Below are 21,749 nucleotides of genomic sequence, written 5' to 3'. Positions count from 1 at the left end.
GACCTCACTCGAGCGGCACCCGTCGCTGCACGAGGCCCCCGTCCGGGTCGAGCGTCGCGACCACCCGCAGCAGCCAGGCGTCGTCGCCCGCGGGGAAGTCGCTGCGCAGGTGCCCGCCGCGGGTCTCCCGCCGGGTCGCCGCGGTGGCGGTGAGCACCGTGGCGACCTGGTGCACGTTGGTGGTCTCCCACTCCGCGACCTGCGGGCCGGCGACCGGCACCGCGCCGCCGTCGGGGGTGCGGTGGGCGTCCGTGCGGACCGCGCGCAGCGCCCGCCCGGCCGCCTCCAGCCCCGCGGCGGACCGCAGCACGCCCGGCCCGTCGCTGGCGATCCGCTGGATGCGGGACCGCGCGGCGCCGGCCACGAGCGCCGCGCCGCCGGGGCGCTCGACGGGCTCGGACGGCCGCAGCGTGCCCGCGTCGAGCCGCCGGGCGACGTCCCGGGCGGCGCGGTGCGCGAACACCAACCCCTCCAGCAGCGAGTTGGACGCCAGCCGGTTCGCCCCGTGCACGCCGGTGCAGGCGACCTCGCCGACGGCGTACAGCCCGGGCAGCGTCGAACGGCCCACGAGGTCGGTGACGACGCCGCCCGAGTGGTAGTGCTGGGCGGGGGCGACCGGCACCAGGTCGGTCGCGAGGTCGATGCCGTGCTCCGCGAGGCGGTCCGCGATGGTGGGGAACCGGCGGCGCAGCCGCTCGGCGCCGAGGTGCCGGGCGTCCAGCAGCACGTGGTCGGACCCGGTGCGGGCGAGCTGCCGGACGATCGCGCGCGACACGACGTCCCGCGGCGCGAGCTCCGCCAGGGGGTGCACCTGCGGCATGAAGCGGTGCCCGTCGGTGTCGACGAGCACCGCCCCCTCGCCGCGCACGGCCTCCGAGACCAGCGTGAGCTGGCCCTTGACGCCCGACCCGAGCCACAGCACCGTCGGGTGGAACTGCACGAACTCCACGTCACCGACGGCGGCACCGGCGCGCAGGGCGGCGGCGAGGCCGTCACCGGTGGCCTGCACGGGGTTGGTGGACGACCGGAACACCTGCCCGATGCCTCCGGTCGCGAGCACCACGGCGGGCGCGAGGACGGCACCGACGCCGTCGCGGCTGCCCTCCCCGATGACGTGCAGGGTCACCCCGCACACGGGGCCCGGCCGGCCGTCGCGCCCGGGCGCGCCGGTGAGCACGTCGAGGACGAGCGCGTGCTCGATCACCTCGATGCCCGGGTCGGAGCGCACCGCGTCGACCAGCGCCCGGGAGATCTCCGCGCCCGTGGCGTCGCCGCCGGCGTGCGCGACGCGGTCCGCGTGGTGGCCGCCCTCGCGCGTCAGGCTCAGGTGCCCGTCGGGCTGGGTGTCGAACACGGCACCGCGCGCCACGAGCTCCCGCACGCGCGCGGGCCCCTCGGTGACCAGCACCTCGACGGCCCGCGGGTCGCAGAGCCCGACGCCGGCCTCGAGGGTGTCCCGCAGGTGCGCCTCCGGGGAGTCCGCCGGGTCGAGCGCCGCGGCGATGCCACCCTGCGCCCAGACGGTCGAGCCCGAGACGAGCACGTCCTTGGTGACGAGCAGGACGCGCGCCAGCCGGGCGCGCAGCTCCAGCGCGGCGGTCAGGCCCGCGATGCCGGAGCCGACGACGACCGCGTCGGCCCGAGCCGTCCACCCGGGCGCGGGGGCCGCGAGCCGGCGTGCGACCCGGTCAGTCACCGGCCGCACGGCCCGCCGGGCCCGCGGGGTCGCGCTCCACGAGCGCGCGGCCCTCGTCGAACGGCACCCCGCTGGGGTGCAGCCCGGAGGCGTCGGTCCACTGCACGGGGACGGTGCCGGGGTCGTGCCCGGTGTCCACCACGCGGTTGTCGGCGTCGACGAGGACGACGCGCGGCTCGTAGGTGCGGGCCTCGGCGTCGGCCAGCATCCCGTAGGCGATGAGGATGACGACGTCACCGGGGTGCACGAGGTGCGCCGCGGCGCCGTTGATGCAGATCTGCCCGGAGCCGGCCTCCCCCGCGATGACGTAGGTCGTCAGCCGGGAGCCGTTGGTCACGTCGACCACGTCGACCTGCTGCCCGGGCAGCAGGTCCGCGGCCGCGAGCAGGTGCGCGTCGACGGTGATGGAGCCGACGTAGTGCAGGTCGGCCTGGGTCACGGTCGCGCGGTGGATCTTGCCGATCATCATCGGCCGCAGCAGCGAGGTCATGCCTCAGCCCCACCTCACGTCGGAGTTGTCGATCAGGCGCGTGGCGCCCACGGTGGCCGCGAGCGCGAGGACCGACGTCGTGCCGGCCGGCCCGGGCCGGGTGACGTCGTCGAACCCCGCCGGGTCCACGAGCGCCACGTAGTCGGTGGCGACGCCCGCGGCGTCCAGCACCGTGCGGGCGGCGGACCTGACGTCGTCCGGCGACCCGCCGGCCTCGGCCGCCGCGGCACCCGCCGCGAGCGCACGGGACAGCGCGAGCGCCTGCTGCCGCTCGGGGGCCGAGAGGTACACGTTGCGCGAGGAGAGCGCGAGCCCGTCGTCGTCGCGGACCGTGGGCACGCCGACGACCTCGACGGGCACCTCGAGGTCGCGGACCATGCGGCTGACCGCGACGAGCTGCTGCACGTCCTTGCGCCCGAACAGGGCCACGTCGGGCGCGGTCAGGTGCAGGAGCTTGAGCACGACCGTGAGGGCCCCGTCGAGGTGCCCCGGGCGGGTGACGCCCTCGTACACCCTGCCGATGCGGCCCGCGTCGACGCGCACGACCGGGTCGCCGTCCGGGTACATCTCGGCCGGTGCGGGGGCGAACACGACGTCGCCCGCGCCGAGCAGGCCCGGAGCGGTGAGGGACGCGAGGTCGCCGGGCAGGTCCCGGGGGTAGCGGTCGAGGTCCTCGTGCGGGGCGAACTGCAGCGGGTTGACGAAGATCGTGACGACGACCTGCTCCGCCCGCGCCCGGCCCTCCCGGACGAGCGCGAGGTGCCCCGCGTGCAGGGCGCCCATGGTCATGACCACCGCGCGTCGCCGTCGGGCGTCGCCGGGCGCCAGGGCCGCGGCGAGCTCGGCGCGGGTGCGCACCACGGTGGGGGCACCGGTGCGTGCCTGGGTCATGCCTGGTCCTCCTCGTCGGCGGGCGCCGGGGCGTCCCCGGGCCGGCCGCTCTCGTCGTGGTGCGCGCCGTGCACGGTACCCCTCTCGGGTCCCGCGACGTGACCGGGGGCCGCGTCCGACGGGGCGCCGACCGCCCGACCGGGTTCCGGGGCGTCGCCCGCCGGGTCCGCGAGCGCGTCCAGCACCGCCTGGCCCTGGTCCGGCCGCAGCAGCCCGGCCGCGTGCGCCCGTCCGGCCGCTGCGCGCGCGAGCGTGCGGTACGACGCGGCGACGTCGGTGGCCCCGGTGCGGACGCCGAGCGCGCCGAGCTCGACCAGGTGGTCGCGCACCGTCCCGGCGTCGCCGCGGCGCACGGGCCCGGTGAGCGTCGTGATCGCGCCGTTGCTGACCTCGCCCTCGGCGTCCCGGCCGCCGCCTGCGGACTCCGCGCGCAGGGCGCCGTCCAGCGCGGCGGACAGCAGCGGTCGCAGCACCGCGCCGGGGTCCGCGACCCCCGCCGCCGCGAGCGCCTGCCCGGCCTGCGCGACGAGCACGACGAGGTGGTTCGCGCCGTGCGCGAGCGCCGCGTGGTACAGCGGCCGCGCGTCCTCGCCGAGCACCACCGGCTCGCCGCCCATCTCGACGACGAGGGCCTGGCCGATCGGCAGCACCGCGGCCGGGGCCGTGACCGCGAACGTGCAGCCGACGAGGCGGGACAGGTCCAGCGAGGTCCCGGTGAACGTCATCGCCGGGTGCAGGGCGATGGGGATCGCGCCCGCGGCGCGGGCGGGGTCCAGGACACCGGCGCCGTAGCGACCGGCGGTGTGCACGACGATCTGACCGGGTTGCCAGGCGCCCGTCGCGGCGAGACCGGTCACGAGGCCGGGCAGCGCGTCGTCCGGGACGGCCAGCAGCACCAGCTCCGCGCGCCGGGCGACCTCCGGCACGTCCAGCACCGGGACGCCCGGCAGCAGCGCGTCGGCCCGCTCCCGCGAGGCCTCCGACACCGCGCTGACCGCGACCACCGGGTGCCCGGCGGCGCGCAGGGCGCTCCCCAGCACGGCGCCGACCCGGCCCGCGCCGACGACGCCGGTCCCCAGCCGCGTCATGCCCGGCGCATCCACTGCTCCGGCCCCGCCCCCGCGCGTGCCGTCCGGGCGCGCGTCGACTGCTCGTCGAGCAGCCCGGCGGCGACCCGCGCGTCCAGGTGGTCGACCCGGGGCGACACGGGCCCGGGCGTCGAGTGCAGCTGGAACGACGCCAGGCCGAGCCGCCGCTGCAGCGGCCCCTGCGCGAGGCCGAGCGACTGCGTGCGCTCGTGCGGCACGACCACCAGACGGCGCACGAGCACGCCGGAGCGCAGCACGAGGGCGCGGTCGGTGACGGTCACGCCGTGCCGCCGCCAGCCGACCGGGTCGAGCCACCGGGACCGGCGCGGCGCGACCGCCCAGGTGCCGTCGGCCTCCCGGCCGGTCAGGCCGGCGTCGACGAGGGCGCGCGGGTCGGGTGTGCCGAGGTCCGGCAGCACGAGCCACAGCGCCAGCAGCGCGTCGTCACGGGTCCCGACCGGCAGCAGCACGTTCTCGGTGTGGGTCTGCTCGGTGCCGGCGCCGTAGCCGGCGACGTTCACCTCGACCCGCCACCAGTCCGCCCGCCGCCACAGCAGCCCCTGCGTCACCTGCACGGCCTGCACCCGGCCGGGCGGGACGGTCTGGGCGCGCGCCTCGGTCAGCCCGTGCCGCAGGCGGATCCCGTCCGGGGAGATCGCCGCGCGGAAGTTCGCGCCCCGGTTGAAGCGGGTCCAGGAGTACGACACCACGCCGAGCAGCGCAGGCAGCAGCGCGAACGCGGACTCGAACCGCCCGGAGGTGGCGATCAGCGCGACGACGGCGACCAGGATCCCGAGCAGCCAGAAGGTCGCGGACGACAGCAGGGTGGACCCCAGCAGCCGCCCGACCGGGACCTCGTAGACGGGGCGCTCGGGGGCGACCGGTGCCGGCCCGACCCACCCCGGGGCGCCCGCGTCGTGCGCACCCGGCCCGGCCGTCGGGGTGCCCGGGGCGCCGGGGGCGACCCCACCGACGGCGGCGGGCCCGGGGCGGCCGGTGCCGGGCGCGCCGTCCGCACCGCCCGCCCCGTCCGCACCGTCCGCGCCGACGGGCTCGAGGTCGACGCCCGCGGGCACGGCCAGGGGCGGCACCCCCGCCGGGCGGTGCAGCCCGGCCGCCCGGGCGAGCAGCTCCGCCCGCAGCTGCTCGGCCTCCGCCTCGCGCAGGAACGCGAGCGAGACCGCGGAACCAGCGCCGCCGGCGACCTCCAGCCGCAGCTCGGACAGCCCGAGGATCCGCGCGAGGAGGGGCTGCACGACGTCGACGGCCTGCAACCGGTCCAGCCGGGCCTGCCGCTGCTGCCGGAACAGCACGCCGGACCGCAGGTGCACCGCGTCGTCGGTGACGGCGAACCGCGTCATGCGCCACGCGACCGCCGAGTACCCGAACCCGATCAGCCCGACCAGGACGACACCGCCCGCGAGGAACAACCAGGCGCGGGCGCCCAGCCACTCGGCGAGCTCGCGCACGTCGTCCGCGGAGTTCCACACGATCACCGCGAGCACCGCCACGAGCACCTTCCAGCCCTTCACCGCCGGGGTGACGGGGTGCATGCGGCGCCATCCCAGCGCGTCGTCGGGCGGCGGCGGTGCGACCGGTGCCGGTGTCCCGGTCACGGCGGGTCCCGCGGGGCCGGCCGGGAGCTGCTCGCCGCTCACAGCCCCGCCAGGCGGGCCTCGCCGCGCGAGGCGAGCTGGTCCCGCAGCCGGGCGGCCTCGGCCGTCGGGAGGCCGTCGATCGACGCGTCCGTGCCCGGCGACGCGGTGTGGAGCTGGACGGACGCGATGCCGAGGCGGCGTGCGAGCGGGCCGGCCGTCACGTCGACGTACTGCATGCGGCCGTAGGGGACCACGACCATCGAGCGGAACAGGATGCCCCGGCGCAGCAGCAGGTCGTCGGCGCGCTCGGCGTACCCCATCGCGCGGACCTGCCGCGGCACGAGCCACAGCAGCCAGACCGTCAGGACCGCGAGCACCGCGGCACCGGCCCACAGCCACGCGACGCCGGAGAGCGCCGCGGCGAGCACCAGCGCGAGCAGCGGCACCCCCAGCCAGCAGAGCCCCACCACGAGGCGCGCGGTCGCGAGACGGCTCGACACGGGCGTCCAGACGACCCCGGCAGGCTCGAACGGCTCGCTGCTGGGTACCGGGGACGGCGGCGTCGCGGGCACGGCGTCGGGCTGCGGGAGGGCGGCGGCGCCACCGTCAGGCGTGGTCATGCGCCCATCCTTCCACCGCGCGGGAGGGCGGCGCGGCCCGGAGGTCCGTCCCCGCGCGACCCCGGCGCCGCAGCGGGAGGGCGCTCAGCCGTGCGCCGCGTCCGGAGACGCGTCACCCCGAGGGCCCGCCGCGTCCTCCGGGTCGCTGGGCGGAGGGATCCGGCAGAACCACTCCACGACGAGCCCGGTCACCGCCAGCACGACCGCCCCGAGCACGGCCAGGCCCGCGGAGGTCGCCCGGTCGCGCTGCGCGTCGATGTCGAGGTCCCCCAGCACGACGAGCACCTGCGCGGCGTACCAGCCCGACAGCAGCGCCCCCGTGTAGCAGGAGGCCTTCGCGAGCACCGCGGTCCGTGCGGCCCGCACCGGGTCGAGCGTGGGGTGCCGGCCCCGCAGGTACTGCCGCACCGACCAGCCCATGCCGAGGACGACCGCCGCGATCAGCAGCAGGACCGCGACCATCGGCCACGGCACCGGCGGCGGCTCGACGCCGCGGCTGGCGAGCAGCCGCAGCACCAGCCACCCCAGCGCCGCGGTGACGGCGGCGACGAGCAGCAGCGTGCGGGCGTGGGTGCGCTGCATCAGAGGTCCCGGCGGTCGACGGGTCCGAGCGGGTCGGCCGGGTCGGACGGGCCGGACGGGCCGGGCGCGTCCGACGGGTCCGGCTCCGTGCCCGGCCAGGGGGACGCCGCGGCGGGCTGCGCGCCCGGGTCGGGCAGAGCCGCCGGCACCGGGGCCGTCAGCCAGTCCAGCGCCAGCCAGCGCACGCCGTCCCGGTCGGGCGCGGTGGCCGCCAGCGCCGCGACCGGGCCGCCGCCCAGGCCGTGCAGCACCGCGTCCGGCCGGACCTGCGCCCACGGCTGCAGGACGAACGCCCGCTCGTGCGCCCGCGGGTGCGGGAGCTCCAGGTCGTCGGTCACGGCCGACACCTGCCCGTACACGACGATGTCGACGTCCAGCGTCCGGGGGCCCCAGCGCACGGTCCGCTCGCGCCCGTGCACGCGCTCGACCTCCGCGGTGGCCCGCAGCAGGTCCCGCGGGGACAGCGTGGTGCGCGCGATGACGACGGCGTTGAGGAAGTCCGGCTGGTCGGGACCGCCGACGGGCGCGGTGCGGGCGAGCGCCGAGACGTCCACCACCTCCAGGCCGGGCACCGCCGCGAGGTCGGCGACGGCGTCGCGCAGCGTGTCCTGCGCCGGGCCGACGTTCGAGCCGATCGCGAGGACGACCTCCACCGGCTCGTCCGGCGGCACGTCCATCGCGTCCTGCACGAGCTCGGCCTCGACGACGTCGTCGTCAGCGGGCCACGCGCCCACCCCGGCGCCCAACCCGTCGGGCACGACGGCCGCGACCGGCACGCCCGACGGCTCGTCCGGCCCACCGGGCGGCGCGGGGGTCGCGACCGCGGGCCGGACGGGGCCGCCGGCCCGGTCCGCCTCGCCGGGCACGTCCAGGGGGCGGGGCTCGTCGGAGCCGGGGCCTGCGGGCACCGCATCCGCCCCCGGTCCGGGGAGGGCACCGGCGGCGGCGAGCGGCAGCGCGGCGGTCGCGGCGGCCCCGCTCGGCGGCGTCGGCGCGGGCAGCGGCGCCGACGGGAGCTGCGGCCCCGCGGCGACGAGGTCCGGGACCGGCAGGGGGTCGTCCTCGGCGGGCGGCGCCGCGGCGGGCTCCGCCGACGGCGCGGTCACGGGGTGCCACGGGACGGACGACTGCGCGTCGAGCGGCTCGGCGGCCGGCAGCCAGGAGCGGTCCCGGCGCACCTCGACGACCACGTCCGCGAACGGCACCGTGATGGGTGCCTGCGGCTTGTGCACCGCCACGTCGACGGCCTGCACCTGGTGGTGCCCGAGGACGGTCGCGGCGATGCGCTCGGCGACGGTCTCGACGAGGTCCGCGGGCTCCCCCGCCAGCACGGCCGCGACCTGCTCCGCGAGCGCGCCGTAGTCCAGCGTGTGCGCGAGGTCGTCCGTCGCGGCGGCGCGCCGGGTGTCGAGGTGGGCCGTCACGTCCGCCACGAACGTCTGCCCCTCGCGGCGCTCGTGCTCGAACACCCCGTGGTAGCCCGTGGCCGTCACGCCCACCAGCCGGATCCGGTCCAGCCGCCGGCCCGTGCGGCCCAGGACCTCGTCCTCGTCGCTCATCGGTCGTCCCTCCCGGACGGCACCGCGGCCGTCCACCGCGCGGCGACGCGCACCGCGTCCGCCGTCCCCCGAGCCTCGTGCACGCGCACTCCCCACGCACCCGCGGCCGCTGCCAGCGCCGAGACCGCCGCCGTCGCCGCGTCCCGGGCCCCCGGCGGGGCGGGTGTCCCGTCCGGGCCGGCGAGCAGGTGCCCGAGGAACCGCTTGCGGGACGCGCCGACCAGCACCGGGAACCCGTCCGCGACGAGCTCGGGCAGCCGGGCGAGCAGCGGCCAGTTCGCCGCACCGGGCTTCGCGAAGCCCAGTCCCGGGTCGAGCACCACCTGGTGGTCCGCGACGCCGGCCTCCCGCAGCTCGGCGACCCGCTGCGCGAGCTCCCGGCGCACGTCGGTCACCACGTCGTCGTACTGCGCCAGGTCGTCCATGACGTCGGCGTGGCCGCGCCAGTGCATCGCGACGTACACGACACCGGTGCGCGCGACCACCTCGCGGATCGCGGGGTCCGCGAGTCCGCCCGACACGTCGTTCACCACGACGGCGCCCGCAGCCACCGCCGCCTCCGCGACCTCCGCCCGCGTCGTGTCGACGCTGACGGGCACCCCGCGGCCCGCGAGCTCCCGCACCACGGGCAGCACCCGGTCGAGCTCCTCGGCGACCGGCACCCGGGCTGCGCCGGGACGGGTCGACTCGCCGCCCACGTCCAGCAGGTCCGCGCCGTCGGCGACCAGCGCGAGGCCGTGCGCCACCGCGGCCTCCGGCGTGAACCAGCGCCCGCCGTCGGAGAACGAGTCCGGCGTCACGTTCAGCACGCCCATCACGACCGTCCGGCCGGCCTGACCGGCGGACGTCAGCGCGGGCGGGAGCGGCGAGGGGGGACGCACGTGACCAGCCTAGGGGGTGCCGGACCGGGAGCCGTCGGCGGCAGCGGGGCTCAGCGGCCGAGCACGAGGCTCATCGCCTCGGCGCGCGTCGCCGGGTTGCGCATCTGGCCGCGCACGGCCGACGTCACGGTGCGCGAACCGGGCTTGCGGACCCCGCGCATCGACATGCACAGGTGCTCGCACTGCACGACCACGATGACCCCGCGCGGCTCCAGGACCTCCACCAGGGCGTCCGCGATCTCCCCGGTCATGCGTTCCTGCACCTGCGGCCGCCGGGCGAACACGTCGACCAGCCGGGCGAGCTTGGACAGCCCCGTCACGCGACCGGACGCGCCGGGGATGTAGCCGATGTGGGCGACGCCGTGGAACGGGACGAGGTGGTGCTCGCACGTCGAGTACACCTCGATGTCCTTGACCAGGACCATCTCCTCGTGCCCGATGTCGAAGGTCGCGCTCAGCACGTCCTTCGGGTCCTGGCGCAGACCCGCGAAGATCTCCTGGTAGGCCCGGGCCACGCGCGCCGGGGTGTCCCGCAGCCCGTCCCGGTCGGGGTCCTCCCCCACCGCCAGCAGGAGCTCGCGGATCGCCGCCTCCGCGCGCGGTGCGTCGTACGGCGGGACCTCGCGCGGAGCCCGCCGGTCGTCCTCCGCCGGGGGCCCTCCCGCGTCGGTCACGGTCGCGCCCGTCCCGTCAGGCCCGCGGCCCGGCGCCGGGGCCGGGGCCGTCCGGGGTCGCCTCGGAGCCCGCGGGGCCGACGTCCGGGGTCTGGCCCGGCGGCACCTCGACGACGCCGACCGGCGGGTGCTCGTCCTTGGCGGCGGCGGCCTCGTCCTGCGGCACCACCGAGCCGTTCTGCGCGGCCTTCTCCGCGGGCGTGAGCACCGGGGGCCGGTCCGACACGGAGCGCTGCTCGCTGGACAGCCAGACGTCGCGCGGCGGCCGCTTCGTGATCGGCGCGAAGATCTGCTCGAGCTCCGCCTGGTTGAGCGTCTCCTTCTCGAGCAGCTCCAGCACCAGCCGGTCGAGCACGTCGCGGTACTCGACGAGGATCTCCCACGCCTCGGTGTGCGCGGCGTCCATGAGGCGGCGCACCTCGACGTCGACCGTGCCGGCCACCGTCTCGGAGTAGTCGCGCCCGTGGCCCATGTCGCGGCCCACGAACGGCTCGCTGCCGTCCTGGCCGAGCTTGACCGCGCCGACCCGCTCGCTCATGCCGAACTGGGTGACCATCTTGCGCGCGGTCGCCGTGGCCTTCTCGATGTCGTTGCTCGCGCCCGTGGTCGGGTCGTGGAAGACGAGCTCCTCGGCGACGCGGCCGCCCATCGCGTACGCGAGCTGGTCGAGCAGCTCGTTGCGCGTGGTCGAGTACTTGTCCTCGGTGGGCATGACCATCGTGTACCCCAGCGCCCGGCCGCGCGGCAGGATCGTCACCTTCGTGACCGGGTCGGTGTACCGGAGCGCCGCCGCGACCAGGGCGTGCCCGCCCTCGTGGTACGCGGTGATCTTCTGCTCCTTGACGTTCATGACGCGCGTGCGCTTCTGCGGGCCGGCGATCACGCGGTCGATCGCCTCGTCCAGCGCGCGGTTGTCGACGATCTGCGCGTTGGAGCGCGCGGTGAGCAGCGCCGCCTCGTTCAGCACGTTCGCGAGGTCCGCGCCCGTGAACCCGGGCGTGCGGCGCGCGACCGCGCCGAGGTCGACGTCCGTGGCCATCGGCTTGCCCTGCGCGTGCACCTGGAGGATGCGCTCGCGGCCCTTGAGGTCGGGCGCCTCGACGGACACCTGGCGGTCGAACCGGCCGGGCCGCAGCAGGGCGGGGTCGAGGATGTCCGGGCGGTTCGTGGCCGCGATGAGGATGACGTTCGTCTTGACGTCGAAGCCGTCCATCTCGACCAGCATCTGGTTGAGGGTCTGCTCGCGCTCGTCGTGCCCGCCGCCCATGCCCGCGCCGCGGTGCCGGCCGACGGCGTCGATCTCGTCGATGAAGATGATCGCGGGGGCGTTCTGCTTCGCCTGCTCGAACAGGTCGCGCACCCGGCTGGCGCCCACGCCGACGAACATCTCGACGAAGTCCGAGCCGGAGATCGAGTAGAACGGCACGCCCGCCTCGCCCGCGACGGCGCGCGCGAGCAGCGTCTTGCCCGTGCCCGGCGGGCCGTACAGGAGCACGCCCTTCGGGATCTTCGCGCCGACCGCCTGGAACTTCGACGGCTCCGACAGGAACTCCTTGATCTCCTGGAGCTCCTCGACGGCCTCGTCCACGCCCGCGACGTCGGCGAACGTGACCTGCGGCGACTCCTTCGACACCAGCTTGGCCTTGGACTTGCCGAACGACATGACCCGCGAGCCGCCGCCCTGCATGGACGACATGAGGAACCAGAACAGCCCCAGGATGATGATGAACGGCAGCATCACCCCGAGCAGGCTCGCCCACCACGACTGCTGCGGGACGTCCGAGGTGTAGCCACCGGACGGGTCCGCCTCCGCGATCGCCTCCACCACGGCCGGGCCCTGCGGCACGACGTAGTAGAACTGCACGTCCTTGCCGAGGTTCTGCTCGTCCTTGACGAAGTCGTCCTTCAGCGTGAGGTCGACCCGCTGCGCGCCCTCCGTGATCCGGGCCTGCTCGACCTTGTCGTCGCGGATGAGCTCGAGGCCGTCGGAGGTGTCGATCCGCTGCACGCCGGACCCCATGAAGGCGCTCGCCCCGATCCAGAGGATCAGGACGGCCAGGATGATCCACAGGACGGGTCCGCGGGTGAGGCGCTTGAGTGTCATGGGCAGACGGGGGCGTGCCCCCTCGTCCCTCCGGTCGCAGGGGTGGAGGCTCCGAAGTTACACGGTGGACCTGACGCGGACGGTGCGTGTTCGCCCAGGGCGGGACTCCCGCCCCGGGCCCCGCGGCGACCCGGCGCGGTCAGGACGCGTAGACGTGCGGCGCGAGCGTGCCGACGAACGGCAGGTTGCGGTACCTCTCCGCGTAGTCCAGGCCGTAGCCCACGACGAACTCGTTCGGGATGTCGAAACCGACGTACCGGACGTCGACCTCGACCTTGGCGGCGTCGGGCTTGCGGAGCATCGTCGCGATCTCGACGGTCGCCGGGCCGCGGCTGCGCAGGTTCGCCAGCAGCCACGACAGCGTCAGGCCGGAGTCGATGATGTCCTCGACGACGAGCACGTGCCGGCCGGTGAGGTCGGCGTCGAGGTCCTTGAGGATGCGCACGACCCCGGACGACTTGGTGCCCGACCCGTAGGAGGACACCGCCATCCAGTCCATCGCGAGCGGGGTGCTGATGCGGCGGGCCAGGTCGGCCATCACCATGACGGCGCCCTTGAGCACGCCGACCAGCAGGATCTCCCGGCCGGCGTAGTCCGCGTCGATCTGCGCGGCGATCTCGTCCAGGCGGGTGCCGAGCTGCTCCTCGGTCAGGAGCACGCGCTCCAGGTCCGCGCCCATGTCGTCGGCGTTCACCGGTGCCGGTCTCCTCGCTGTGTCGCCTCGGCCGGCTCGCCGGCCCCGTCGGTGCCTCGCGCGCCCCCGTCGTCGTCCGCGGGCTCGGCCGGGGGTGCGGCGCGCAGCGCAAGCCTGCCACACGCGCGGGAGGCCTCCACGCGCCCGGGCAGGTGCACCGGGCCCTGGCCGTGCCACGCGGTCACGAGCGCGTCGACGGCCCGGACGTGCGCCGCGGCGAGCGCGCCGGCCGGCGACCCCGCCAGGACCGCGGCGGCGCGCAGGGCGCGGGCCCGCAGCGCCGCCGGGGCGGCGGCGAGCACGGCGGCGTCGAGCGCCACGGCGGGCTCGGGGAGCGCGGGACCGGGCGCGTCCCCGGCCCCGGCGACGGCGCGTGCCCGGTCGAGCAGCTGCGCTGCCAGCGCGTCCAGGGCGTCGGCGTCCTCGCGCAGGAGCTCCGCCGAGCGTGCGAGCGCCGCCGCGACACCGGGGCCGAGCTCGCGCTCGAGCACCGGCATCACGTGCGCCCGCACCCGTGACCGCCGGGGGTCGTCGGGCGCGGCGCCGGCGTTCGTGGGGTCGTGCCAGGGGTCGAGGCCGAGCGCCGCGCACGCCGCGACGGTCTGCTCCCGCGTCACGGCCAGCAGCGGCCGGCGCAGCAGCCCGCGCACGGGCGCCATCCCGGCGAGCGAGCGTGCCCCGGAGCCGCGGGCCAGCCCGAGCAGCACGCCCTCGGCCTGGTCGTCCCGTGTGTGCCCGAGCAGGACCGCCGCCGCGCCGAGCCGTCCGGCGACCTCGTGCAGGGCGTCGGCGCGCGCCGCACGCGCGGCGGCCTCGGGGCCGCCGGGTCCGGTCACGTCGACCGCGACGACCTCCACCGGGTCCAGCCCCAGCCGCCGGCAGGCCGCGGCGGCGCGCGACGCCACCTCGGCGCTGCCCGGCTGGAGCCCGTGGTCGACCACCACGGCACCCGCCCGCAGGCGCGCGCGCCCGCCCCCCGCCGCCACGAACGCGGTCGCCGCCGCCAGCGCGAGCGAGTCCGGCCCGCCGGAGCACGCGACGAGCACCCGCGCGCCGTCGGGCAGGTCCGTGACCGACGCGGCGACGGCGGACCGGGTGGCCGCGACCGCCGGGTGCGGGCCCGCCACGTCAGCCGTGCACCCGCCGCACCCAGGCGGCGGGGTCCGCGATCTCCGCCGGCGTAGGGAGCGCCTCCGCGCCGGTCCACACCGCGTTCAGGCCGTCGGTCCCGACGCTGCGGCGGACGGCCCGGACGAACGCGGCGCCGTCGCGGTACTGCGCGAGCTTGACGTCCGCGCCGAGCAGGGCCCGCAGCACGCGGCGCATCGCACCGGTGCCGGGGGCGCCCGAGCGGCGCGCCTCGAACCGGCGCCGGATCCGCCGCACGGACGGCACCGCGCCGCGACCCGCCGCGTCCATCGTCACGTCCGCGTGGCCCTCGAGCAGCGCCATCACGGCACCGACCTCGTCGACGACGCCGCGCTGCCGCGGGTCGAGCAGGTCGAGCACCGACCGGCCCCCTCCGGCCCGGCCCCCTCCGGCCCGGTCGCGGGAGGCGCCGGGGAGCCGGCGGCGGGAGTGCTCCTCGTCCGCGAGCAACGCCGCCACCCGCGCCGCGAGGTGGTCCGTCAGCCAGGGCGCCGCGGCGAACTGCAGGGCGTGGGTCTGCTCGTGCAGCGTCACCCAGAGCCGGAAGTCCGCGGGGTCCAGCCGCAGCGCGCGCTCGACGGCCAGCACGTTCGGCGCGACCAGCAGCAGCGTGCCGGGCGGGTGCCACGGGTCGTACTGCCCGAGCACCGAGCCGGAGAGCAGGCCCAGGACGGCGGCGACCTGACCTGCCCCCGCGGTCGCGCGGACGCCGTGCGCGGCGGGGACGCCCGCGCGCTCCGCCAGGGACCGCAGCGAGCGGACGTTGGCCCGGGCCCACGACGCCCGGTCGACCACCCGCACGTCGTGCGCCACTGCGCCCGTGGGCGCGGCGGCCGGGACGAGGCGCGTCAGGCGGGCGACGTGCGCGACGGCCTCGGGCGCGGCCGCCCGCAGCGCGGCGACGACGTCCTCGCGCTCGGCCTGCGTCGCCTCCGGCCCGGTCCGCACCGCGCGGGCGGCGAGCCGGGCGGCCAGGTCCCAGTCGACGGCGGGCTGCACCGCACCACGGTAACCACCCGCGGCGCCGGTCCGTGGGGTCATCCCCGGCAGCCGCACCCCGCGAGCCCGCCGACGAAGCCGTCGAGCGCGGCGCGCGGCTGGGCCTGGCCGACCGCCCCGGTCCGGTCGGCCATGAGGACGAACAGCAGGAGGCGCCCGTCGGCGTCCAGCACCGTGCCGGCGAGCGACGTCACGTCCTTCAGGCTGCCCGTCTTGGCGCGGACCAGTCCGGTCCCGGCGCCGCCGGTGAACCGGTCGGCGAGCGTCCCGGTGAGACCTCCGACCGGCATGCCCGTGCCGACCTCGCGCAGCTCCGGGTGGGCGGGGTCGATCACCAGCTGGAGCAGGCCGAGGAGCATCCGGGGCGGCAGCGCCGAGCCCTCCGCGAGCCCGGACGCGTCCGCGAGCACGGCCCCGGACGTGTCCACGCCGAGCGCGGACGCGGTCCGCAGCACGGCCTTCGTGGCGCCCTCGAACGAACCGGGCAGCCCGAGCTCCACGGCCACCATGCGGGCGACGACCTCGGTGATGGTGTTGTCCGACGTGTCGAGGAAGTACTGGGCGACCTCCGCGACGGGGGCGGACGACACCGTGCCGAGCACGTCGCCGGTGGCGGGGGCGTCGACCCAGGACACCTCGCCGGTGACCGTGATCCCGGCGTCGGCGAGCCGCTGCGCGAAGACGCGTCCGGCGTGCAGAGCCGGGTCCGGGTGGCGGGGCGGGTACTCGCCCTCGGACATCTTCGCGATGTCGACCGCCAGCGGGGCGACGGGCGCGACGTACCCCATCGCCACGTCGGCCTCGTCCCAGCCGGGTGCGAGCGCGGGGCCGCTGAACAGCGTGGTGTCGAGCACGACGGTGGCGCTGTCCCGGCCCGCGAGGCGGAGCTTCGCGGCCACCTGCTCCGCGAGGTCGGCCAGCCCGGCGCGGCCGTTCACGGCGTCCGGGTCGCCCTGGCCGGCCGCGAGCATCATGTCGCCGCCGCCGGAGAGGACGACGGTGTCGCCCGGCCCCTGCCGCACGACGGTGTCGAACGTGCGGTCCGGGCCGAGCTCGGTGAGGGCCGCGACGCCCGTGACCAGCTTGGCGGTCGAGGCCGGCGTGCGCGCGCCGCTCTGCCCGTGCTCGGCGAGCACCTCGCCCGTGAGGGCGTCCGCGACCACGGCGCCGACCGAGGGGCCGAGGCGCGGGTCCGAGACGAGCGCGTCGAGCATGCCCTGCACGGTGGCCGCGTCCGGCAGCGGGACCGTGGGGTCCAGGCCGGCGAGCACCTGCGCTCCCGCGGCCGGCGCGCCGGCCGCGGGAGCGGTGGGGAACGGCGCGGCGGGGGCGACCTCGGGGGCCAGCGTCACCGCTCCGGGCACCACGTCGTACGCGTCCGCGGTCACGTAGGCGCCGCCCGCGAGCAGCACGACCAGGGCCGCCGCCCCGACCGTCCTCACCGCGCGTGCCACCGGCCCGCCCGCCTCCCGTCGACCACCATCCGCGCCGCGGGTGGATCCCCGCCGTCCGTGCGTCACACTAGGGGACTGAAGTGCGACGGGCCGCCACCTGGCACCGTCGTCGTGATCAGCTGCCCGTCGCGGCCGGCCAGGGGGCCGGCCGGGCGGCGACGAAGGAGCGGGTGTGGAGTTCGACGTCACGATCGAGATCCCGAAGGGCCAGCGCAACAAGTACGAGGTGGACCACGCGACCGGCCGCATCCGGCTGGACCGCATGCTGTTCACGTCGACGCGGTACCCCGACGACTACGGCTTCATCGACGGCACGCTCGGCGAGGACGGGGACCCGCTCGACGCCCTCGTCCTGCTCGAGGAGCCGACCTTCCCCGGCTGCCTGATCCGCTGCCGCGCGCTGGGCATGTTCCGCATGCGCGACGAGGCAGGCGGCGACGACAAGGTGCTGTGCGTCCCGACCGGTGACCAGCGGGCCGCGTGGCGGCAGGACATCGACGACGTGTCCGACTTCCACCGCCTGGAGATCCAGCACTTCTTCGAGGTCTACAAGGACCTCGAGCCCGGCAAGTCCGTCGAGGGCGCCCACTGGGTCGGGCGCGCCGAGGCCGAGGCCGAGATCGAGCGGTCGCGCCAGCGGGCGATCGACGCGGGGTACGACCAGCACTGAGCACGGCAGCGGGCCCGGCACCGGAGGGTGCCGGGCCTCGGCCGTGCCCGGGAACCCCGGGGCGGTGCGTCGGACGGGCCGGGACGTCAGGGGCGGCCGGCGTACGCCATCGACGACGCGTAGCGCATCGGGGAGATCTGCACGGTCTTGCCCGGGCGCGGGGCCTCGATGATCTGCCCACCGCCGATGTACATCGCCACGTGGTAGATCGACGACGCGTCGTTCGGGTCCGAGCCCCAGAACACGAGGTCGCCGGGCCGGAGCTGGTCGTAGGAGATCTTCTTGACCTGCCGGTACTGGTCGCGCGACGTCCGGTTGAGGCTCACACCGCCCGCGGACCAGGCGCCCTGCGTGAGGCCGGAGCAGTCGTACCCGTTCGGGCCGACACCGCCCCACTGGTACGGCAGGCCCAGCCGGCCCTTCGCCCAGGCGATGGCCGCCTCGGCGCCCGACGTCGTGCCGGCGGACGACCCGCCGCCGCTGGGCGGGGTCGCCGGCGTGCTGGGCTGGCTCGGCGTGGTGGGGTTCGACGGCGGGGCGGGGTTCGACGGCGTGCTCGGCGTCGAGGGCGTGCCCGGGTTCGACGGCGCGCTCGGGGCCGAGGGCGTGGACGGGGTGCTCGGGGCTGCCGGGGCGGAGCCCGTGCCGCCGCTCCCCGCACCGGGGGCCGGGGCGTCCGGCGCGTCGGTGCGCGCGGCGCGGGCCGCGGCCTCCTCGCGCTCGCGGCGGTCGGCGTCGATCTGGTCCTGGCGCGCCTGCTCGACCTCGGCGCTGGTGTCCCGGGCGGCGGCGAGCTGGACGATGAGCGACTGCCGCTCGGTCTGCGCGGCGGCCACCTGGGTGTCGGCGTCCGTCTGCGCCTGCTCGGCGGCCTCGAGCGCCTGCTGCGCGTCGGCGGCCGCGGACTCCTGGGCGGCCTCCGCCTGCTCGGCCGCGCCCTTCAGGGTGTCGGCGACCTGCTGCGCGGCGAGGTAGGTCTGCACCGCCTGGTCGGCCTTGTCGCTGACGTGCGACAGCGCCTCGTTGCGGGACACGACGTCCTGGAACCCGTCGGCCGACAGCAGCGCCTGCACGGTGTCCATCGAGCCGCCGGACCGGGCGGCCTCGCGGGCGATCGCGACGAGCGTCGAGCGCGCCGAGGCGAACTGCTCGCGCGCCTGGTCGTACTGCTCGGCGGCGCGCGCGGCGTCCTGCTGGGCGGACGCGAGGTCGGCCTGGGCCTGCGCGTACGTCTCGCCGGCCTGCTGCACGGCGACCTGCGCGGTCTGGGCGCGGGTGCTGAGCTCGGCGAGCCGCACCTCGATGTCGGCGACGGCACCGGCGGCGCTGGTCACCGCGCGCTGCGCGTCGCGCACGTCCTGGTCGGAGACGTCGGGGTCGGCGACCGCCGCCCCGGCCGGCAGGAGCAGCAGCGCGGCGGCGACCGCCGCGGTGGCACCGCGGGCCAGTCGCGCCCGTCCCGTCGTCCGCACGTCGTCCGCCTCCCGTCGCCTGCCGGTCGCCGCTCTCGACCGGCAGATCCGGGGCGCCACCGAGCGGCGCGCCCGCGGGAACGCTACCGGCTGGAATCACAGAAGTGAACACCAGTCACACCGTTCACATGAGTCACATCGGCGTGGTTCGGGACGAACCGGACAGGACGGGGGCTCGATCACCCGTTCGGACCTCCCAGGCGCCCCACCACCGGCTCCGTGCGTCCCGCCCGGCCACCGCGACCGCAGCGGCGCGTTCACCACGCGGACGCGCGTCTCGGATCATGAGACACCTGTTCCGCACCCGGCCCGCCGCTCCGTACTGTGGCGCCATGTCCCGCCGAATGTGTCGCTGACCAGCGCACGCTCGGCTGTGCCCGCAGACCGGTCCACCGGCCCGCGGCCCCGGCTCCCCGCTGACGCGACACCGACCGTCGCACCGGGGCAGCCGCACACCGGCACCCCGGCCCGGACCCCTCCTGGCACGACGCGCGTGCGCCGCCGTCCCCCGCCCCACCAGCCCACCCAGCCAGGAGCCCCACCATGAGCCAGCCCCAGTGGTCGTTCGAGACCCGCCAGATCCACGCCGGCCAGACCCCCGACGCCGCGACCGGTGCCCGCGCCCTGCCGATCTACCAGACCACGTCCTACGTCTTCCCGGACGCCGGCGTGGCAGCCGACCGGTTCGCCCTCAAGGACCTCGGCCCCATCTACACCCGCATCGGCAACCCGACGGTCCAGGCCGTCGAGGACCGGATCGCGTCCCTGGAGGGCGGCGTCGGCGCCCTGCTGCTCGCCTCCGGCCAGGCCGCGGAGACCTACGCGATCCTCAACGTCGCCGAGGCCGGCAGCCACGTCGTCGCCAGCCCCTCCCTGTACGGCGGCACCTACAACCTGCTGCGCCACACGCTGCCGCGGTACGGGATCGAGACGACGTTCGTGACCGACCCGCACGACCCGCAGGCCTGGCGCGACGCCGTGCGGCCGAACACCAAGGCGTTCTACGCCGAGACCGTGCCCAACCCGAAGCAGGACGTCCTCGACATCGAGACCGTCGCCGGCATCGCCCACGAGTCCGGCGTCCCGCTGATCGTCGACAACACCGTCGCGACGCCGTACCTCATCCGGCCGCTGGAGTGGGGCGCGGACGTCGTCGTCCACTCCGCCACCAAGTACCTCGGGGGCCACGGGACCGCGATCGGCGGCGTGATCGTCGACGGCGGCACCTTCGACTACGGGACGGACCCCGACCGCTACCCGTCGTTCAACCAGCCCGACCCGTCGTACGACGGCCTGGTGTTCGCCCGGGACCTCGGCAAGGACGGGGCGTTCGGCGTCAACCTCTCCTACGTCCTGCGCGCGCGGGTGCAGCTGCTGCGCGACCTCGGCGCCGCGATCAGCCCGTTCAACGCGTTCCTCATCGCGCAGGGCCTCGAGACGCTGTCCCTGCGCATCGAGCGGCACGTCGCGAACGCCCAGAAGGTCGCCGAGTGGCTCGAGGCACGCGACGACGTGCTCTCCGTCACCTACGCCGGCCTGCCGTCCCACCCCCAGCACGAGCTCGGCCGCAAGTACGGCCCGAAGGGCACGGGCGCGGTGCTGGCGTTCGAGATCGCCGGCGGGGCCGAGGCCGGGCAGGCGTTCGTCTCGGCGCTCGAGCTGCACTCCAACGTCGCGAACATCGGTGACGTGCGCTCGCTCGTCATCCACCCGGCGTCCACCACGCACAGCCAGCTCACGCCCGAGGAGCAGGCGCTGTCCGGCGTCACCCCGGGCCTGGTCCGGCTGGCCGTCGGCCTGGAGGGGATCGAGGACATCCTCGCCGACCTCGACGCCGGCTTCCGCGCCGCCAAGGGGGCCTGAGCGCCGCCGTGACCTCCGCCACCACCCGTCCGACGGGCGCCGTGACCCCCACGGCGCCCGTCGGCGCGCCCGCGTCAGGACGGTCCGACGTGCCCGAGCACCGCACCACCCGTCAGCCCCGCCGTCGCGCCCTGCCCGACGGCCCTCCGCGCGCGTCGTCCGCCTGGCGCGAGGGCGACCCCGTCGGACGGCGGCAGTTCGCCGACCTCGGCCCGCTCGACCTGGAGGCCGGCGGCCGGCTGCCGGGCGTCCGCCTCGCCTACGAGACCTGGGGGACCCTCGCGCCCGACGGCTCGAACGCGGTGCTCGTGCTGCACGCGCTGACCGGCGACTCGCACGTGACCGGGCCGGCGGGACCCGGCCACCCGACGCCCGGCTGGTGGTCGACGCTCGTGGGCCCCGGCGCGCCGATCGACACGGACCGGTGGTTCGTCGTCGCGCCGAACGTCCTCGGCGGGTGCCAGGGCAGCACCGGGCCCGCGACCCCGGCCCCCGACGGCCGGCCGTGGGGCAGCCGGTTCCCGCACCTGACCGTCCGCGACCAGGTGGCGGCCGAGGTCCGGCTCGCCGACGCGCTCGGCATCGGGTCCTGGGCGCTCGTCGTCGGCGCGTCGATGGGTGGGCAGCGCGCGCTCGAGTGGGCGGTCACCGCGCCGCCCCGGGTGGAGCGGCTCGCCGCGATCGCCACGACCGCGCAGACCTCCGGCGACCAGATCGCCTCGTTCCACACCCAGCTCGCGGCGCTCGCGGCCGACCCGCGATTCCGCGGCGGGGACTACTACGACGCGGCCGACGGCGAGGGCCCGCACGTCGGTCTCGGCCTGGCGCGGCAGATCGCCCACCAGACGTACCGCAGCGCCGCCGAGCTCGACCAGCGCTTCGGCCGCATCCCCCAGGGAGGCGAGGAGCCGCTCGAGGGCGGGCGCTTCGCCGTGCAGTCCTACCTCGACCACCACGGTGACAAGCTCGCGCGACGTTTCGACGCGAACACGTACGCCGTGCTCACCCGCTCGATGATCACGCACGACCTCGGGCGCGACCGCGGAGGCGTCGAGGCGGCCCTCGCGACGGTCACCGCCCGCACGCTCGTGGTCGCCGTCGACTCCGACCGGCTGTTCCTGCCCGAGCAGTCCGCCCGCATCGCGGCCGGCGTCCCCGGCTCCGGCCCGGTCCGCACCCTGCACACGCCGTACGGCCACGACGGGTTCCTCATCGAGCACGACCAGCTCGGCCCCCTCGTGCGCGCGCACCTCGAGGGCTGAGAC

The 21,749-nt window shown here is 76.9% G+C and carries 19 protein-coding genes; 3 read left to right on the top strand and 16 right to left on the bottom strand.

The features are described from left to right. Positions 1 to 4: 4 nt before the first annotated feature. From K5O09_RS02325 to dacB, 15 genes are all read right to left on the bottom strand, one after another. The gene (locus K5O09_RS02325) at positions 5 to 1,696 is read right to left on the bottom strand and encodes an L-aspartate oxidase (RefSeq protein WP_255596008.1); all 1,692 of its coding nucleotides are present in this window, start codon (positions 1,694 to 1,696) and stop codon (positions 5 to 7) included. Then, positions 1,689 to 2,186: an aspartate 1-decarboxylase gene (gene panD / locus K5O09_RS02320; protein WP_255596007.1), complete on the bottom strand. Its 498-nt coding sequence runs from the start codon at positions 2,184 to 2,186 to the stop codon at positions 1,689 to 1,691. Before panD ends, K5O09_RS02325 begins: the two co-directional genes overlap by 8 nt. Positions 2,187 to 2,189: 3 nt before the next feature. Then, positions 2,190 to 3,077 (bottom strand): pantoate--beta-alanine ligase, encoded by an 888-nt coding sequence (gene panC / locus K5O09_RS02315; RefSeq protein ID WP_222171268.1) that lies wholly within the window; start codon positions 3,075 to 3,077, stop codon positions 2,190 to 2,192. Beyond that, a complete protein-coding gene (locus K5O09_RS02310; protein WP_222171267.1) occupies positions 3,074 to 4,165 on the bottom strand; it encodes a Rossmann-like and DUF2520 domain-containing protein in 1,092 nt (363 codons plus the stop codon). Before K5O09_RS02310 ends, panC begins: the two co-directional genes overlap by 4 nt. After that, complete coding sequence (locus K5O09_RS02305; RefSeq protein ID WP_222171266.1) at positions 4,162 to 5,718, bottom strand: PH domain-containing protein; 1,557 nt, start codon at positions 5,716 to 5,718, stop codon at positions 4,162 to 4,164. Before K5O09_RS02305 ends, K5O09_RS02310 begins: the two co-directional genes overlap by 4 nt. A gap of 101 nt (positions 5,719 to 5,819) precedes the next feature. Beyond that, the gene (locus tag K5O09_RS02300) at positions 5,820 to 6,383 is read right to left on the bottom strand and encodes a PH domain-containing protein (protein ID WP_222171265.1); all 564 of its coding nucleotides are present in this window, start codon (positions 6,381 to 6,383) and stop codon (positions 5,820 to 5,822) included. A gap of 84 nt (positions 6,384 to 6,467) precedes the next feature. Beyond that, entirely contained in the window at positions 6,468 to 6,965 is a 498-nt protein-coding gene (locus K5O09_RS02295; protein WP_222171264.1) for a DUF3180 domain-containing protein, read from the bottom strand. Further along, on the bottom strand, positions 6,965 to 8,524 hold the full coding sequence (gene folK, locus K5O09_RS02290) for a 2-amino-4-hydroxy-6-hydroxymethyldihydropteridine diphosphokinase (protein WP_222171263.1): 1,560 nt from the start codon (positions 8,522 to 8,524) through the stop codon (positions 6,965 to 6,967). The genes K5O09_RS02295 and folK overlap by 1 nt, the downstream gene beginning before the upstream one ends. Then, positions 8,521 to 9,405 (bottom strand): dihydropteroate synthase, encoded by an 885-nt coding sequence (folP, locus tag K5O09_RS02285; RefSeq protein ID WP_255596005.1) that lies wholly within the window; start codon positions 9,403 to 9,405, stop codon positions 8,521 to 8,523. The genes folK and folP overlap by 4 nt, the downstream gene beginning before the upstream one ends. A 50-nt stretch (positions 9,406 to 9,455) precedes the next feature. Continuing rightward, positions 9,456 to 10,079, bottom strand: coding sequence for a GTP cyclohydrolase I FolE (gene folE / locus K5O09_RS02280; protein ID WP_222171262.1), 624 nt, complete (start codon positions 10,077 to 10,079; stop codon positions 9,456 to 9,458). 16 nt (positions 10,080 to 10,095) lie between these two features. Then, complete coding sequence (gene ftsH / locus K5O09_RS02275; RefSeq protein ID WP_222171261.1) at positions 10,096 to 12,183, bottom strand: ATP-dependent zinc metalloprotease FtsH; 2,088 nt, start codon at positions 12,181 to 12,183, stop codon at positions 10,096 to 10,098. Positions 12,184 to 12,322: 139 nt separating this feature from the next. Further along, entirely contained in the window at positions 12,323 to 12,877 is a 555-nt protein-coding gene (gene hpt / locus K5O09_RS02270; protein ID WP_222171260.1) for a hypoxanthine phosphoribosyltransferase, read from the bottom strand. Next, entirely contained in the window at positions 12,874 to 14,004 is a 1,131-nt protein-coding gene (gene tilS / locus K5O09_RS02265; RefSeq protein WP_222171259.1) for a tRNA lysidine(34) synthetase TilS, read from the bottom strand. The genes hpt and tilS overlap by 4 nt, the downstream gene beginning before the upstream one ends. A 1-nt stretch (position 14,005) precedes the next feature. Continuing rightward, positions 14,006 to 15,025 (bottom strand): zinc-dependent metalloprotease, encoded by a 1,020-nt coding sequence (locus tag K5O09_RS02260; RefSeq protein ID WP_255596004.1) that lies wholly within the window; start codon positions 15,023 to 15,025, stop codon positions 14,006 to 14,008. A 38-nt stretch (positions 15,026 to 15,063) separates the two neighbouring features. After that, positions 15,064 to 16,467, bottom strand: a complete 1,404-nt coding sequence (dacB, locus tag K5O09_RS02255; RefSeq protein ID WP_255596003.1) for a D-alanyl-D-alanine carboxypeptidase/D-alanyl-D-alanine-endopeptidase — start codon at positions 16,465 to 16,467, stop codon at positions 15,064 to 15,066. A gap of 184 nt (positions 16,468 to 16,651) precedes the next feature. Here dacB and K5O09_RS02250 point away from each other — a divergent pair, with 184 nt between their 5' ends. After that, a complete protein-coding gene (locus K5O09_RS02250) occupies positions 16,652 to 17,149 on the top strand; it encodes an inorganic diphosphatase (RefSeq protein WP_146835884.1) in 498 nt (165 codons plus the stop codon). Between the two features lie 86 nt (positions 17,150 to 17,235). On the opposite strand, the gene K5O09_RS02245 is transcribed toward K5O09_RS02250, so the two are convergent. Then, positions 17,236 to 18,621, bottom strand: a complete 1,386-nt coding sequence (locus K5O09_RS02245) for a C40 family peptidase (RefSeq protein ID WP_222171256.1) — start codon at positions 18,619 to 18,621, stop codon at positions 17,236 to 17,238. A 543-nt stretch (positions 18,622 to 19,164) separates the two neighbouring features. Here K5O09_RS02245 and K5O09_RS02240 point away from each other — a divergent pair. Continuing rightward, positions 19,165 to 20,484 carry a bifunctional o-acetylhomoserine/o-acetylserine sulfhydrylase gene (locus K5O09_RS02240; RefSeq protein ID WP_222171255.1) on the top strand — a complete coding sequence of 440 codons (1,320 nt, stop codon included), beginning with the start codon at positions 19,165 to 19,167 and terminating at the stop codon, positions 20,482 to 20,484. Positions 20,485 to 20,573: 89 nt separating this feature from the next. Continuing rightward, complete coding sequence (locus K5O09_RS02235) at positions 20,574 to 21,746, top strand: homoserine O-acetyltransferase (RefSeq protein ID WP_370635507.1); 1,173 nt, start codon at positions 20,574 to 20,576, stop codon at positions 21,744 to 21,746. Positions 21,747 to 21,749 lie beyond the last annotated feature (3 nt).

The sequence above is a fragment of the Cellulomonas sp. C5510 genome (assembly GCF_019797765.1).
In the GTDB taxonomy this organism is placed as follows: domain Bacteria; phylum Actinomycetota; class Actinomycetes; order Actinomycetales; family Cellulomonadaceae; genus Cellulomonas.
This window is presented reverse-complemented; position numbering and strand designations above follow the sequence as displayed.